Origin of the sequence: Nonomuraea sp. NPDC049400, from assembly GCF_044466425.1 — a bacterium.
GTDB lineage: Bacteria > Actinomycetota > Actinomycetes > Streptosporangiales > Streptosporangiaceae > Nonomuraea.
In genome coordinates, this window is record NZ_JBITMP010000007.1 from 198,621 (window position 1) to 212,254 (window position 13,634).

Genomic DNA, 13,634 nt, shown 5'->3' on the forward strand with positions numbered 1-13,634 from the left:
GAAGAACGAAAGGCCGCCGGACCCGCTCGGCACATCGGGACCCTCGGCTTTCAGACCGCCACCAGCCGAGCCCTGCGGCGCCGGCGCGACCTGTGAATCCCGGTCTGGGCGTGATCGCTCCGGCGCTCCCAATATCACTTACGGTCACCGCCCGCTCCGGGCCATCCGTGTTCGTGGCTGGTCATGGAAACGTCAACTCATCGGTGGGCCGCTTGGCGCTCGGAGGTCGGCGCGAGAGGCGCGGTTTCGGGCCGGAAGCCGCCCGTCAGGCGGCCGAGTGACTGATGGTGCCCCGGTAGGTGCCCGCGATGGCGGAGGCCGGGATGGTGATGACGATCGTCGGCGCCCAGCTCGTCGACTGGGCTTGCGCCGCGGTTTTGCGTCCGCTGAATGCGGTTCTCGACGTCGCCAGGGTGACTCTGTCATTCGCAGTGGGCTGGCCGGGGACGCGGGTGCCGGTGCCTGACTGGGCGCTGACCGGGCCGGACCAGTAAGCGGCATTGGATTTCGGGATGGTCTGCGTGGGTGTTGCGGTGGTGGTGAAGTCAGTGGCCGTGACGGTCGCCGTCCAGGGGGGAATCCCGTTCCTGCTGTCGGTCACGTTCACCGTGCCCAGGGAGGCGCTGATCGTGTTGCCCTTGGAGACGTTCCCGAGGTTCACCGTGCCGGTTGGCACGGTGATGGACAGTGAGGGGGCATGCCGGGCGAGCGCTCTGTTCGGCACGGTCCTGGCGGCCCGGGCCGCCGGCGGGTGAAGGGCGACCAGCAGCATGGCCGACACGAGCAGCGACCAGGAGACTCGCGTTACGGAGCCATCGGCACGGCCCGTCCTCATTCCGATTCCTCGCAGTGCGTGGAGTGCCAGGTTCAATGGTGTGCGCGAACGTTGGCAGCCTAGATCACCGTGGTCCCCGGGCGTTCCCCCGCCGCGTATGTGTATCGCAAGCCCGGCGTAATGCCCGCGGTAAGAACTCCGATCCGGCTCCGGCGCGGAGGGCCTGTTGTTTCGTTCCCGCCGTACAGCGGGTTTCCAGGAAAGGCGACGCCCGAAGAGATGGGGCGTTCACCATGCGGACGTCAAGAATCTCCCAGACCCCGGCCCGTGCGGTTTTCCTTCTGTGACTGCTGCGAACAATGTGACTATGCAGGCAGCCCGGGCATTGGGCGACAATCGGTGAAGGAGACAACAGTGTTCAACCGTCGTCTGGGCGTCTCTGTGGCGGGCGCCGCCGGCCTGATCGCAGCCGTGGCCGTGGCCGCGCCCTCGCAGGCCGACACCTGTGCCCAGAGCACCACCTGCCCCACTTCAGTGAGCTTCACGGTGACGGCGGAGGGCGGATTGTCCATAACCGTGCCGGGCCCCACCCCGGCCGTGAACCTCGGAAGCGGCAACTCGGGCGGCCTGATCAGCGGGCAACTCGGCGCGATCACGGTGAACGACCAGCGCGCGGCCCTGACCGCCACCTGGGTCGCGTCCGTGTCCGCCGCGGCCGGCGGCTTCACCACGGGCGGCGGCACCGCCCCGGAAACCATCAGCAATGCCGATGTCTCCTACTGGTCGGGCCCGGCAACGGCCACCTCGACCACCGGTGGCACCTTCGTGCCAGGCCAGGTCAACGCTGCCGCCGCCGAGACGCTGGCTGCCCAGCGCACCGCCTTCAGCAAGACGTCCGGCTCCGGCGACAACTTCGCCACCTGGAACCCCACCCTGGTGATCGACGTCCCCGACGCCGCAGTGGCGGGCACCTATACAGGCACGGTGAACCACTCCGTCGCGTAGCGTAGATGTCTCGATCACCGTTTCCCCGCTCCGCCGCCGCGACGCTGCTCGCGGTCCTGCTGCACGCCATGATCGCCGTGCCGGCGGTCGCGGACTCGGCGCGGAGACACGCGCGCCCCTCGGACGAAGGCAGGATCAGCATCAGGCTGCTGGAGATCCCCGCCAACCGGGTGGACGATCCGCGCTCGCACGTGTTCATCGTCGACCACGTCAATCCGGGCACCACCTTCACCCGGCGCATGGAGATCCGCAGCACCTCGGCCAAGCCGCAGCACGTGGAGCTCTATCCGGCCGCGGCCTCCGTCAGCCGCGGCCGCTTCACCTTCGCGCCGGACCGCGCCACCAACGAGCTGAGCTCGTGGATCACGCTCGACCGCGCAACGGTGGAACTTCCGCCGCGTGGCAGCGCGCGGGTGAAGGCCAGGATCGCCGTGCCGCGATGGGCCGGCAAGGGGGAGCGCTACGCCGTCATCTGGGCTCAGGTCTCCTCGGACAAGGCGAACGGCACCAACGGGAACGTCACGCTCGTCAACCGCATCGGAATCCGCACCTATCTCGACGTCGGCCCCGGCGGGGAGCCGCCCTCGGACTTCGAGATCGGCACGATCACTCCCCAGCGAGCCAAAGCCGGACAGCCCAAGGTCGTGGCGGCCGTCGCCAACACCGGCGAGCGCGCCGTCGACCTCGACGGACAGCTGACGCTGACGGAAGGGCCGAGCTCGATGAGCGCCGGGCCGTTCCAGGTCGCCCGCGGCACGACCCTGGCCCCTGGTCAGCGCGGGGACATTACCGTGGAGCTCGGTGAGCAGCTCCCCGACGGGCCCTGGAAGTTCCAGCTCACCCTCAAAAGCGGCCGGGTCACTCGCACGGCGACCGGGACACTCACTTTTCCCGCCAAGCCCGGAACGTGGGGCCTGGCGGCTTCAGCGGACTCCCCGTGGACGCTGGCTCTCGCGCTCGCCGGTCTCGCCATCCTGATCGCCGCGGCGATGACGCTCCTGTTCCGCTTCCGCCGTTCCCGCGCCCGCGCCTTCGCCTCGGGAACCGTCGGCGAGGATTGAGGAATCGCAGACTCGCACGGCGGAAAAATAGAAAGATTTCCCTTTTGCTCAACCACTAGGATCGCCCCGTACACCGTGCGGGGGGGGCGTGACCATGGGCCGCGTGCCCGTCAAGGGTGTGGAGCGTTCTAAGGAGTGTTGATGAGTGCGGGTGTCAGGCTGATCCGCAATGCCGAGCTCACGCAGGCGGTGGACTACGCGTACGCGTCCGTCGTCGACGCGCCCGTGCGGTCCGTCTGGGTCGCCGGGGCGTGCCCGCTCGACACCGACGGCAACACCGTGGCGATCGGGGACTACGCCGGCCAGACCCACCAGGTGATGCGCAACCTCGTCACCGCGTTGCGCGGTGCTGGCGCGTCGCTGACCGATGTGGTCAAGACGACCGTGTACGTGGCCTCCACCGAGCAGGCAGACCTGGGGGCGGCGTGGAAGGTCTACCGGGAGTACATGGGCGAGCATGACGTTCCCAGCACTCTGCTCGGCGTGACGGTGCTCGGATACTCCCACCAGTTGGTCGAGGTCGAGGCGGTCGCCGTGATCGACCGGCCCGCGGACGCCGGCTGACTCAGCGACGGGCGCGTCGGTCGTGCAGCTCGACCGACAGCACGTCCCATGACGAGGCCAGCCGCGTCAGCTCACCGGCGAGGTCTCCGCTCGCCGCACCGCCCAGATGCTCGTCCGGGCGGAAGTGGACGACCGTTCCCGTCGTGCCGTCGTCGGCGATCGACACCAGATCGGTCACCGGAATGCCGTGCTCGTAACGCTGCGTCCACGATCCGCCCCGGCGGCGGTTGGTATGGACGAGCCACTCGCTGAGCGCCGCGACGACGGACATGCCGCGGCGCGGATGGCCGTCGGGGAGCACCTGCGCGTCAGGGTGGTCGAAGAACCTGAGGTCCTTCGACGCCATGATCGGCTTCTTCACGGCGCGGCCGTCCTCGTCGAGTCGGGTGTCGGTGCCTCGCCCGCGATCCGCGACCGACACCGAGCCGTCGGGGTGCAGAGTGACGGTGCAGTGCCCGCCGTTGTCGCTGCTCTCCGCCTCGTCGGCCGCGTACGCGACGACTTCGAGCACCAGGTGCCGGAGCCCGCCGGGAGCCAACGCGACGGCGTTCTGGCGGATATGGGCGAGATGCTCGATGTCCACGCCACTCGACCAGTCGTGTGTCGTGTTACGCCAGGAAGCCCGGGATGTGCCCACTGGAGGAGCCTATGCCCCCAGGACGGCGTAGTCGCCGCCCAGTGGTCCCGTCGTCTCCGCTCAAGTCGTTTCTTGCCCGGTTTCGGGCGGGGGTGCGATGCTGCTTGATCATGACCGAGGGGAGTGCGGGATGGGCGACCTCCGGCCGTCGTCATGGGGAGTCCTGGCGAGGGCCGAACCTTTCAGCGACTGCTTCGGCTACGACCGTGGCACCCCCATCGACCGCCGCTACATCGAGGCCTTCCTGGCGTCCGGCGCCCACCTGATCCGCCCGCCGCTGCTGGAGGTCGGCGAGAACGTCTACGCGCGGCGGTTCGCGGCCGGCGCGGCGGAGACCGACGTCGTGGACATCGACCCGGACAACGAGGATGCCACGCTGATCGCCGACCTGTGCGAACAGGGTTCCTTGCCCGCCGCGCGCTACCGTTGCGTCCTGCTCGTCCAGACCCTCCAGTACGTACGGGATCCCCGCGCGGCACTCGTCAACGTGCGGCGCAGCCTGGCGCCCGGCGGCAGCCTGCTGGTGACGGTGCCGGGGATCAGCCGCACCGACCCCGTGGACGACGCCCTCATGGCCGACCGGTGGAGGTTCACCCCGGCGGGGCTGCGCGACCTGCTGGCCGAGGTGTTCGGGCCCGACTCCGTACGGTGCCGCGGCTACGGGGGCCTGCGCGCCGCCACAGCCTTCCTGTACGGTCTGGCCGCCGAGGAGATCGGTCCCCTGGACGAGAACATGGAGGACGCGGAGTTCCCCATCGTCGTCTGCGGCACCGCACGGGCCGGAACGTGACCGCGGAACCGACCCCGGCGCCCGGGGTGATCCTCATCGCCGGGGCGGCCGAGGAGCTGCTCTCGGACGTGGTCCGCGTCTTGCGGCGGTTGTGCGCCGGCGAGTCGGAGCGCCACCTGCGGGCACCGCCCGTCCTCGACGCCGCGGTAGCGGATCGGGCGGGTTACGCCACGTCGTTCCCGCATCTGCTCGCCGCGGTCAGCCAGGGCGGCACCGCCACGGATCTGGTGCTGACACCCGCGGCCTGCTATCACGCGTACCCCCTGTACGAGGGGCGCGTCCTGGCCGGGCCGGAGGAGCTGAGCGTGGTCGCCGACTGCTACCGCCAGGAGGCCACGACGGAGCCCGGCAGGCTCAGGTCGTTCCGCATGTTCGAGACGGTCCGGCTGGGCACGCCCGAGCAGTGCCTGACCTGGCGTGACGACCGCCTTGACCGGCTCGCCCGCTGGCTGGAGGCCCTGGGCGTGAAGTCCGCGGCGAGCCCGGCGAACGACCCGTTCTGGGGCCGGACGGGCAGGCTGCTCGCCGACGCCCAGCGAGCCGACGGGCTCAAGTGGGAGCTCGCCGCCGACGTCGCGGACGGCATCCGCCAGGCCGTGGTGTCCGTGAACTACCACAAGGAGCACTTCGGCGCGGCGTTCGGCATCCGGGCCGCCGACGGGACGCCCGCGCACACCGCCTGCCTCGGCGTCGGCCTGGAGCGGTTGCTGCTGGCACTGCGGCACGCCCATGGCCCCGTGCTGGAGCGCTGGCCCACCTCGGTGCGTGACGCCCTGACGCAGTGAGCGTCACTCACTGTGTAAGTCAGCTCGCCTCGCGCAGCGTCGCGCGGACCGCCTCGCCCAGCTCGGCGAGGCGGTGGAGCGGCAGCTCGAGGGCGGTGACCCCGTCAGCCCAGGGGGCGATCCGCAGCACGATGTCGCGCGCCTGCCGCTTGGTCAGCCCGTCGTGGGCGCCGATCAGCCCCTCCCGCCAGGTGTTGACCAGCTTGCCGTGTGCCCGGTCGAGCAGCCTGCGCAGCAGGAGCTCGGCGGGGTCGCCGGCAGGCGGACGGCGGACGGCGTCGACGGCGGCGCCCTGGACGGTGATCTCGTAGACCGGTGACAACAACGCGGCGATCTCCGTCACGTCGCCCGGCGGCTCGGCGGTGAAGGCGCGGACGCGGTCCGCCCGGGCGGCGAGCAGCAGGCGGGGCAGCGCCGCGTCCAGGCCGGCGGGCACGGCGACGGCCACCCGCTCGGGCGCGGCGGCGTACGGCTTGGCGAGCCAGGTGGCCAGGCGCACCCGCGGCGTCCGCGGCAGGAACCCGGCAGGCCAGTCGCCCACCAGCAGGTCGGGCGCGAAGTCGGTGGCCTGCGCGAGCAGGCGCTCGTCGCCGGAGCCGGTCTTGCTCTCCACCGCCTGCGGCCCGTGGGTGTAGATGGCGGCGGCGAACCGCTCCACCCGGGCGGCCACGGCGGGCCTGGTCTTCGTGGTGGGGCGCAGGATGTAGAGGTCGGCGGCCGAGCCGATGGCTTCCGCCCCGAAATAGCGATTGAGATCGGGATACATGGCCTCGTAGGCCAGGTTGAGGTCGTACAGGGAGCTCTGCACCTTCAGGGCGAGCATCGGCGTGCGCTCGCTGGCCCCGTACGCCAGCATGACCCGCCCCTGCTCCGGGTCCTGGAGCCCCTCCACGCACCGGGCGACGAACAGGCCGATGCCCTCCGGGGTGTAGGGCGGGTCCGTCACGGTCACGTCGGCGTAGCCGTGGAGGGACGACGGCAGGCCCAGCCGCAGGTCCGCCCAGCGCGTACGCACGGACAGGCCCAGGTCGGCCGCGCACCGGTCGATGTAGGCCAGGATGCGCTCGTCGATGTCGGCCACCGCGATCTCGGTGTCGGGGTAGAGGGACGCGATGGCGAGCGAGGTCAGGTCGTGGTCGCCGACGCACAGCACGCGCGCCCCTGGCGGCCAGGACCGCGCGCCGAGCAGCAGCGCCCGCCGCACCACGGTCTCCGGGGTGGCGGATACGTGGTCCAGCGCCTGCCTGGCGCGCGGGGCCCCCGCGATCAGCTTGGCCATCCGCTCCACCAGGTCCGCGTGGCCGGGCAGGAGATGATCGACCGGTCCTGCGGGGCTGACGGGCCGGTGACCGGTCAGTGCACGCACGCGTGCCTGAGACAGGCGGAAGCGGTCGCCGGAGCGCTCCGGGTCGACCTCACGGAGCACGGCCTCGATCGAGCGCCTGGAGACGGCCGTCCGTCTCACCAGATCGGGGAGCGTCCACCACGAGCCGTCGCCCAGCACGGACAGCACTTCGGCGGCGCGCCTGGGATCCAAGCCGGTCGCCGCGGCCAGGTTGCGTACGTTCTGCTCCTCTTCCACAGCGAAACCCTAACGGGGCGGGCGCGCCTTCGCGATCAAGCCCGCGCTGCAGGCTCTGGGCGCCACCAGCGCTCGACCGTCTCGCGGGTGGCCGCGAAGTGTTCGGCGGCGTACTGGACGGCCGCTGCCATGGCAGCTCCAGGCGTCCGCGCGCCGCCTTGGGGGAGAGCGCGGGCGGCCGCATCCAGGAAGCCCGAGACGTCCTCGTCCGTCAGCGCCGCAGACGGCATGAAGCGCTGGCCGTACGCCATCGGGTAGCCGCTCTCCCGCAACCCCGCGAAGAAGCGCCGCCCCAGCTCCGGATCGGCGAAGACGACGTCGAACATGGTCGGCCAGGCCCGCGCCCACGCCGCCACGGACGCCTCCTCGAACAGGGCGTCCAGCCCGTGCATGAGCCGCTCGCCCGCCGCCCGCATCGCCTCGACCGCGGCTCCGCCGGCGCTCGCGTCCAGCGTCGCCAGCGCCGCCGCGAAAGGAGTGGACTCCCGCTGGTAGGTGTTGCCGAGGTGAGTACGGCGGGCCGCCTCCATGACCGCGGCGCTGCCGGCGACGGCGGAGAGCGCGAAGCCGTTGGCCAGGCCCTTGCTCAGCGTGATCAGGTCGGGGCTCACTCCCGCGGCGGCGTGGTAGCCGCCCCAGGCGTAGCGGAAGCCGGTCATGACCTCGTCCACGATGAGCAGGCTGCCGTGGGCGCGGGTGACGCGCTCGACCTCGAGGAGGAACGCGGGCGGGAAGACGTTCACCTCGGGGGTCACGATCACCGCGGCCAGGTCGCCGCGCCGCCGCGCCAGCCGTTCGAGCAGGTCCAGGTCGTAGCCGAAGTCCGCGGTGTCGGGGTCGCGGTCGGCCAGCCCCATCGCGGGGCGGTACTGCAGCTGCCAGTCGTGCCACCCGTGATAGCCGGAGGTGAGCACCGTACGGGCGCCGGTGTGCAGCCGGGCCAGGCGGACGGCGGCGGTCGTGGCGCAGGACCCCGTGCGGAAGAACTCGACGGCCTGCGCGCACGGGAAGATCTCGGCGATCCGGCGGGCCACCTCCTCGCGCAGCGGTGAGGTCGCCTCCGGCAGGATGCCCCCGCGGTGCAGCTCCGCGACCGCCGCCTCCACCACGGGCCGGTACCCGGCGCCGAGCGGGGCGGCGCCGCTGCACGACGACAGGTCCACGTGGCAGCGGCCCTGCGTGTCCCACACCCGCGCGCCGGACGCCCGCTCGAACGCCGGTCCCGAGCCGGGCAGCGCCAGTGCGCTCACCTGCCCGTTGGGGACGGTGGGCGTGGGAGCTGTACGGGCCATGGGTTCTCCCTCGAATCAGATGGTGGCCGTCGCGAGGTCCCGGGCGATCCGCCGGGCGATTCTGGAGGCGTTCGCCAGGATGGTCAGCGTCGGATTCACACCGCCGGGATAGGGAAAGAATCCGCCGTCCACGACATAGACGTTTTCCTGGTCGTGGATCCTGCCGTAGGCGTCGACCACGGAGGTGCGGGGATCGTCTCCCGCCCGGCATCCGCCGTGCAGATGGCGGCTGCCGCGTTCGTATCCGGATTCTTCGAGCCTGATATCGCCGGCCCCGGCGGAAATAAGGAGTTCGGTGGCCTGTTCGGACAGGTAATGGAGCCGTGCCGCATCCAATGGGTGCGTTTCGTACTCCATCAGTAACTGTCGTGCGCCGAGTCCGTTTTTCTTGTTGGACAGGCGTACCCGATTACGCCACATCGGCTGGTCCGCGGCGAGGTAGTGCACGCGCAGCGGCATTCTCCCGTCGCGGGGAGCGCGTTCGGCGGGGCTGGCCTCGTACATGATGCCGCCCAGGCCACTGGGGCAGGCGTCGTCGAGGTAGTGGTCGGAGAAGGACACGGTCGAGAACGGCCCGCCGGAGCCGTGGGCGGTCCGGGCGGGCGCGGCGACCGTGCCGGCGGCGTACCCGCTGACCTTGAAGCAGAGACCGCGCCCCACGACGTCGTGGCGGTTACCGAGGCCCGCCGGTGACCAGCGGGAAGGGGAGCGCAGGAGGAGGGCCGAGGACTGCACGGCGTTCGCGGCCAGCACCACGCACCGCGCCCGGGTCGTGTGCCGGACCTCGGCGCGCTGGTCGAGCCATTCGACCGCGCCCGCCCGGTCGCAGGCGGAGGCGTGCACGCGCAGCGCCCTGCCCCCGGTCGCCACCACGAGCGAGCCCTCCTCGACGGCCGGGTCCAGCAGCGTGGCGACCACGTCCGCCTTCGCCCCGGAAGGGCAGGCGTGCTCGTTGCACGGGCCGCAGCGATGGCAGGCGGGACGGCCCCGGTACGGGGCGGAGTTGATGAGCAGCGGCGTCGGGAAGGGGCGCAGGCCCATGCGGCGCCCCGCGCCGGCGAGCAGGCGGCCGTGCGGGCTGTAGGCGTGCGGCGGGAGCGAGGCGGCGGCGCCGTCGGGCTCGAGCGGATCGGCGCCGCGGGTCCTGGCCACGCCGAGCAGGCGCTCCACCTCGTCGTAGTGCTCGCGCAGGTCCGCGTACGCGATGGGCCACCGGGGATCGAGGGCGTCGTCGGCGACGTGCTTGCGGGCGTCGAAGTCGACGTGCCGGAGCCGGAACCCGATGCCGGCGAACAACCCCATCCCGCCGCCCAGGCCCCGCGCCGACCACGGGCGCCCGACGGGGACCGACCGGCGCCGTCCTTGCCGTACGAGCGCGGGCTCCCATCCGGGTTCGAGGGCCTCGAGTGTCGCGCCCGGGCCGATCCTGTCGCCCTCCTCCAGCAGCAGCACGCGCAGGCCGCCGCGGGCCAGCAGGTGAGCCGTGACGGCCCCGCCGGGACCGCTGCCGATGACGCACACATCGGCCGAGCGATAAACGGCCGAGGCGTCCAGCACAGCGCTCACCCGCTCCTGGAGTGCATCAATTTTCGCAATGGCCACAGGCTAGCAACGAACCCGGCGATCACGTCAAACAGCTGAACATTACTACTTGTCACGACTACATGACAGATAGCAGTAATTGAAAGATGTAGCAATTATGTAGAAACTGGCTGACCAAAGCCCGGGTTATGGACTGGGAGCGATCTTGTGTGCTCTCATATGGCCCTTGCGAGCCGTCGTACCCAAGGGCGCGGCGCTCGCAACCGGTGGCCGTCTCACACACCGGGAGTAATGTGGGAGTTCAGTCAGACTGTGAAAGCGACGGGCCGCGTCAGGTTTACGCGGTGCACATCAAGCTGCTGAAAAGGGGAGACTCGCCACGCGTCCTCGGAATGGACGACGAACACGTCCGCCGCCTGGCCGACGTAGAGACGGAGCTTCCGCCCATCCTCGTCCACCGCGAGACCATGCGCGTGATCGACGGGATGCACCGGCTGGGCGCGGCGATACTCAACGGCCGGCAGATGATCGACGTGTGCTTCTTCGAGGGCGGCGACGAGGCGGCCTTCCTGGCGGCGGTGCAGGCCAACACCACGCACGGGCTGCCGCTGTCGCTGCAGGACCGGCGCGTGGCCGCGTTACGCATCATCGAATCCCACCCGGCCATGTCCGACCGGTCGATCGCCGAGGTCACGGGCCTGTCGGCGAAGACGGTGAGCAGCCTGCGCCGGTGTTCGACTGTGGATTCTCCACAGTTGAGCACCCGCATCGGCAAGGACGGCCGCCGCCGCCCGCTGAACGCGGAGGAGGGGCGGCTGCGCGCGGCCCGCGTGATCGCCGCCAATCCGGACGCCTCCCTGCGGAAGATCGCTCAGGACGCCGCCGTCTCGGTCGGCACCGCGCATGCCGTACGCCAGCGGATCCGGCGCGGCGAGGACCCCATGGCGCCGCGGACGACGGAGCGGCTCACCGACGCCTCCAGACCGGCGGCCGCGAACGCCGCCGAACGCCGCCGCCCGGACCCGAGAACGACGGACGTGCTCCTGCGGCTGCAGTCGCTCCAGCGCGACCCGTCGCTGCGGCTCTCGGAGGCGGGCAGGCACCTGCTGCGCTGGATGCACAGCCACGTGATGGCCAAGGACATGCGGCCGGACCTGCTCGACGCGGTCCCCTCGCATCTGGCTCCCATCGTGGCCGACATGGCGCTGCAGTGCGCCGAGATCTGGATCGACTTCGCCCATGACGTACGGGAGCGCCTGCAGGACCAGCCGGAGCACCCACCCCGTTCGCAGGCAGGAGAGCGGTAGTGGAACGGCGATCGGTGGAGTTCACCCGGCAGAGCACCGGATCGGGGCCCGCCACCTGCGGGCAGGTGTCCATGTGGCTCGACATCACCGGCAAGGACCCGCGCGAGGCGTTCTTCAACCCCTCCGGCGAGGTGGAGGTGCCGTCCGGGCTCACCGTCGAGGACGTGCTGGACGAGCTGCGCGCGTTGATGGGCCGGCACGAGTCGCTGCGCACCTTCCTGGCCGAGGACGCCGATGGCCGGCTGACGCAGACGGTGACCGGCTCTGGCCGGGTGCCCGTGGACCTCGTCGACCTCGGCGCCGGCGGGCAGGGGTTGTGGGAGGCGCTCGCCGGACGCCGGCGGGTGGTGGAGCGGCTGCCGTGGGACCTGTCCGCGGAGTTGCCGTTACGTCCCACGATCTTTCACGGCGCGGGCGAGCCGCTGGCCGTCCTGCTGAGCGTGGCGCACACGGCGGCGGACGGCACGGGGGTGCGCAACCTCGTCGCCGACCTGGCCGCGCTGGTCGAGGCCCGCGCCAAGGGGCTGGACCGGCCGCCGCCGCCCGCCGCCCGGCAGCCGCTGGAGCAGGCCCGCTACGAACGGTCCGCCGAGGGTGATCGGCGGCTCGCGGGCGCGCTGGAGTACTGGCGCACCAGGCTGGCCACGATGCCGCCCACGGCGTTCCCCACGGCAGGGGAGCCCGGCCTGCCGTCGTACCACGCGGCCGTGCTCTACTCCAGGGCCGCCGATCTCGCCCTGAACCTCCAGGCGAAGCGGTACGACCTCAGCGGAACGGCGGTCCTGCTCGCGGCCACGGGGCTGGTGCTCGGCGCGTACACCGGGATGCCGGCCTGCGCCGTCCAGCTCATCTGCGCCAACCGCACCCAGGAGGCGGAGCGGCGCGCGGTCGCCTGCATGATCCAGGGCGCGCTCGTCTCGCTGGACCTGCGCGGGGAGAGCTTCGGCGACGTGGCCACGCGGGCCTGGACGGCCTCCGTCCGCGCCTACCGCAACGGCCTGTACGACAAGCGGGAGCTGCGCCGGACCATCCGGTCGGTCGAGGAGCAGCGCGGCGTACGGCTCGACCTGTCGTGCGTGTTCAACGACATGCGCGAGGAGACGCGCCCGGACCGCCGGCTGGCCGGTCCTGCTGACGAGGCGGCCGTGCGGGCCACGCTGCGGGACAGCCTCTTCCGGCCGGAGCCCGCGGTGGAGCAGGAGAAGTTCGCCCTGTACGCCGAGGACACGCCCGAGATGCTGCGGCTGACCCTGCACGCCGACTCCCGTTACCTGGACGCCGGGGCCGTGCGTGACGTGCTGTTCGGCATCGAGCGGCTGCTGGTCGAGTCGGCGTTCGGCGAGGTACGCCCGGACGAGGTGGGCCGCCTGACCGGGATCGCGGCTCCCCGAAGGGAGGGGGCGGAGTGAGCACCGGGCCTGCCGTCGGCCTGAGCGTGCTGGACGAGACACTGCGGTCGCTCCGGCTGGTCCCGGACGGCGCCCGCTGCTTCGAGGTGCCGTGGAGCTCGGCCGAGCGCGACTACGGCCTGCCACCCGACGTGCTGCGGACGATGCTCGCCGCGGGACTGGGCGAGCGGCGCGGATTCGACCACTTCGACCTGCTCAACGTCTCGCTGGACCTGGGCGTCCGGTCCCTGTGGACGTTCGGCCCGGCCTCCTGGGCGAAGGGCCTGCGCGCGAAGACAGCCGTGCGCGCCGAGGTCGAATTCGTCCCGGAGTGCGCGCACGAACCCGACGAGGGCAGGGAATGCGACTTCCAGGTCCTGCTGCCCACCGGATGGGCACCCTGTCCCGGCGGCTCGGCCGTCGCCCGCTTCGAGTTGCCGGCCTCGTGGCCCCCGCCGCAGCCCCGCGCCGCGGAGCTGCTGGAGGAGTTCGGCCGCGTCAGGTTCGTCCGCCTGCCCATGACGGTCGGGCTGGACCTGGACTTCGTCGAGCGCACCGGCATCGCGGACTGCACGGGCGGCTCGCTCTTCCTGGTGCGCGAGGGTCGCCGCCGCGGTCTGCCGATCCGGCTGGCCCAGGGCGTGATCCTCTCGCCGCCGTTCTCCGTCCTGCACTACTGGGCCGAGATCGAGAACGACGGGGTGTGGGTGCCGCACGACCCGCTGATCGTGGGGGCGATGCTCCGCTGGGGGCTGCTCGACCCCGCCGAGTGGGACGCGCTGCGCTCCACCGGGGCGATCCTCGCCCGCGTCTCGGGGGAGATGGGGCCGGTGGGGCTGGACGCCGGCCGCCCGGCCGGGGTGTCCTTCGCGACTGTTGTGCAGACCGGATCGAGAGGATGAACGC

13 protein-coding genes are annotated in these 13,634 nt (G+C 71.6%); 8 read left to right on the top strand and 5 right to left on the bottom strand.

Features of this window, described 5'->3' with window-relative positions; genetic code table 11:
- Positions 1–265: 265 nt before the first annotated feature.
- The gene (locus ACIBVN_RS12820; RefSeq protein WP_397135680.1) at positions 266–835 is read right to left on the bottom strand and encodes a hypothetical protein; all 570 of its coding nucleotides are present in this window, start codon (positions 833–835) and stop codon (positions 266–268) included.
- 354 nt (positions 836–1,189) lie between these two features.
- On the opposite strand from ACIBVN_RS12820, the gene ACIBVN_RS12825 reads away from it, so the two are divergent.
- The 3 genes from ACIBVN_RS12825 to ACIBVN_RS12835 all read left to right on the top strand — a co-directional run bounded on the left by ACIBVN_RS12825 (position 1,190) and on the right by ACIBVN_RS12835 (position 3,405).
- Entirely contained in the window at positions 1,190–1,780 is a 591-nt protein-coding gene (locus ACIBVN_RS12825; protein WP_397135682.1) for a hypothetical protein, read from the top strand.
- 5 nt (positions 1,781–1,785) lie between these two features.
- The gene (locus ACIBVN_RS12830; RefSeq protein ID WP_397135684.1) at positions 1,786–2,841 is read left to right on the top strand and encodes a hypothetical protein; all 1,056 of its coding nucleotides are present in this window, start codon (positions 1,786–1,788) and stop codon (positions 2,839–2,841) included.
- 141 nt (positions 2,842–2,982) lie between these two features.
- Positions 2,983–3,405 carry a RidA family protein gene (locus ACIBVN_RS12835; RefSeq protein WP_397135686.1) on the top strand — a complete coding sequence of 141 codons (423 nt, stop codon included), beginning with the start codon at positions 2,983–2,985 and terminating at the stop codon, positions 3,403–3,405.
- Position 3,406: 1 nt separating this feature from the next.
- Here ACIBVN_RS12835 and ACIBVN_RS12840 read toward each other — a convergent pair whose 3' ends face one another.
- A complete protein-coding gene (locus tag ACIBVN_RS12840) occupies positions 3,407–4,042 on the bottom strand; it encodes a hypothetical protein (RefSeq protein ID WP_397135688.1) in 636 nt (211 codons plus the stop codon).
- A 130-nt stretch (positions 4,043–4,172) separates the two neighbouring features.
- On the opposite strand from ACIBVN_RS12840, the gene ACIBVN_RS12845 reads away from it, so the two are divergent.
- Together ACIBVN_RS12845 and ACIBVN_RS12850 are read left to right on the top strand one after the other, a co-directional pair.
- A complete protein-coding gene (locus ACIBVN_RS12845) occupies positions 4,173–4,832 on the top strand; it encodes a class I SAM-dependent methyltransferase (protein WP_397135690.1) in 660 nt (219 codons plus the stop codon).
- Positions 4,829–5,617 (top strand): hypothetical protein, encoded by a 789-nt coding sequence (locus ACIBVN_RS12850; RefSeq protein WP_397135692.1) that lies wholly within the window; start codon positions 4,829–4,831, stop codon positions 5,615–5,617. The genes ACIBVN_RS12845 and ACIBVN_RS12850 overlap by 4 nt, the downstream gene beginning before the upstream one ends.
- Positions 5,618–5,636: 19 nt before the next feature.
- On the opposite strand, the gene ACIBVN_RS12855 is transcribed toward ACIBVN_RS12850, so the two are convergent.
- The 3 genes from ACIBVN_RS12855 to ACIBVN_RS12865 are packed head-to-tail and all read right to left on the bottom strand — an operon-like array spanning position 5,637 to position 10,057.
- Positions 5,637–7,199 carry a bis-aminopropyl spermidine synthase family protein gene (locus tag ACIBVN_RS12855; RefSeq protein WP_397135694.1) on the bottom strand — a complete coding sequence of 521 codons (1,563 nt, stop codon included), beginning with the start codon at positions 7,197–7,199 and terminating at the stop codon, positions 5,637–5,639.
- Between the two features lie 35 nt (positions 7,200–7,234).
- The gene (locus tag ACIBVN_RS12860; protein WP_397135696.1) at positions 7,235–8,491 is read right to left on the bottom strand and encodes an aminotransferase class III-fold pyridoxal phosphate-dependent enzyme; all 1,257 of its coding nucleotides are present in this window, start codon (positions 8,489–8,491) and stop codon (positions 7,235–7,237) included.
- 15 nt (positions 8,492–8,506) lie between these two features.
- Complete coding sequence (locus tag ACIBVN_RS12865; protein WP_397135698.1) at positions 8,507–10,057, bottom strand: GMC oxidoreductase; 1,551 nt, start codon at positions 10,055–10,057, stop codon at positions 8,507–8,509.
- Positions 10,058–10,425: 368 nt separating this feature from the next.
- Between ACIBVN_RS12865 and ACIBVN_RS12870 the strand changes: the two genes are divergently transcribed.
- Genes ACIBVN_RS12870 through ACIBVN_RS12880 form a run of 3 tightly spaced genes read left to right on the top strand, consistent with a single transcriptional unit; the run spans position 10,426 to position 13,630 of the window.
- Entirely contained in the window at positions 10,426–11,340 is a 915-nt protein-coding gene (locus tag ACIBVN_RS12870) for a chromosome partitioning protein ParB (RefSeq protein ID WP_397135700.1), read from the top strand.
- A complete protein-coding gene (locus tag ACIBVN_RS12875) occupies positions 11,340–12,749 on the top strand; it encodes a condensation domain-containing protein (protein ID WP_397135702.1) in 1,410 nt (469 codons plus the stop codon). The genes ACIBVN_RS12870 and ACIBVN_RS12875 overlap by 1 nt, the downstream gene beginning before the upstream one ends.
- Positions 12,746–13,630 (top strand): hypothetical protein, encoded by an 885-nt coding sequence (locus tag ACIBVN_RS12880; protein WP_397135704.1) that lies wholly within the window; start codon positions 12,746–12,748, stop codon positions 13,628–13,630. Before ACIBVN_RS12875 ends, ACIBVN_RS12880 begins: the two co-directional genes overlap by 4 nt.
- The last annotated feature ends 4 nt before the right edge of the window (positions 13,631–13,634 follow it).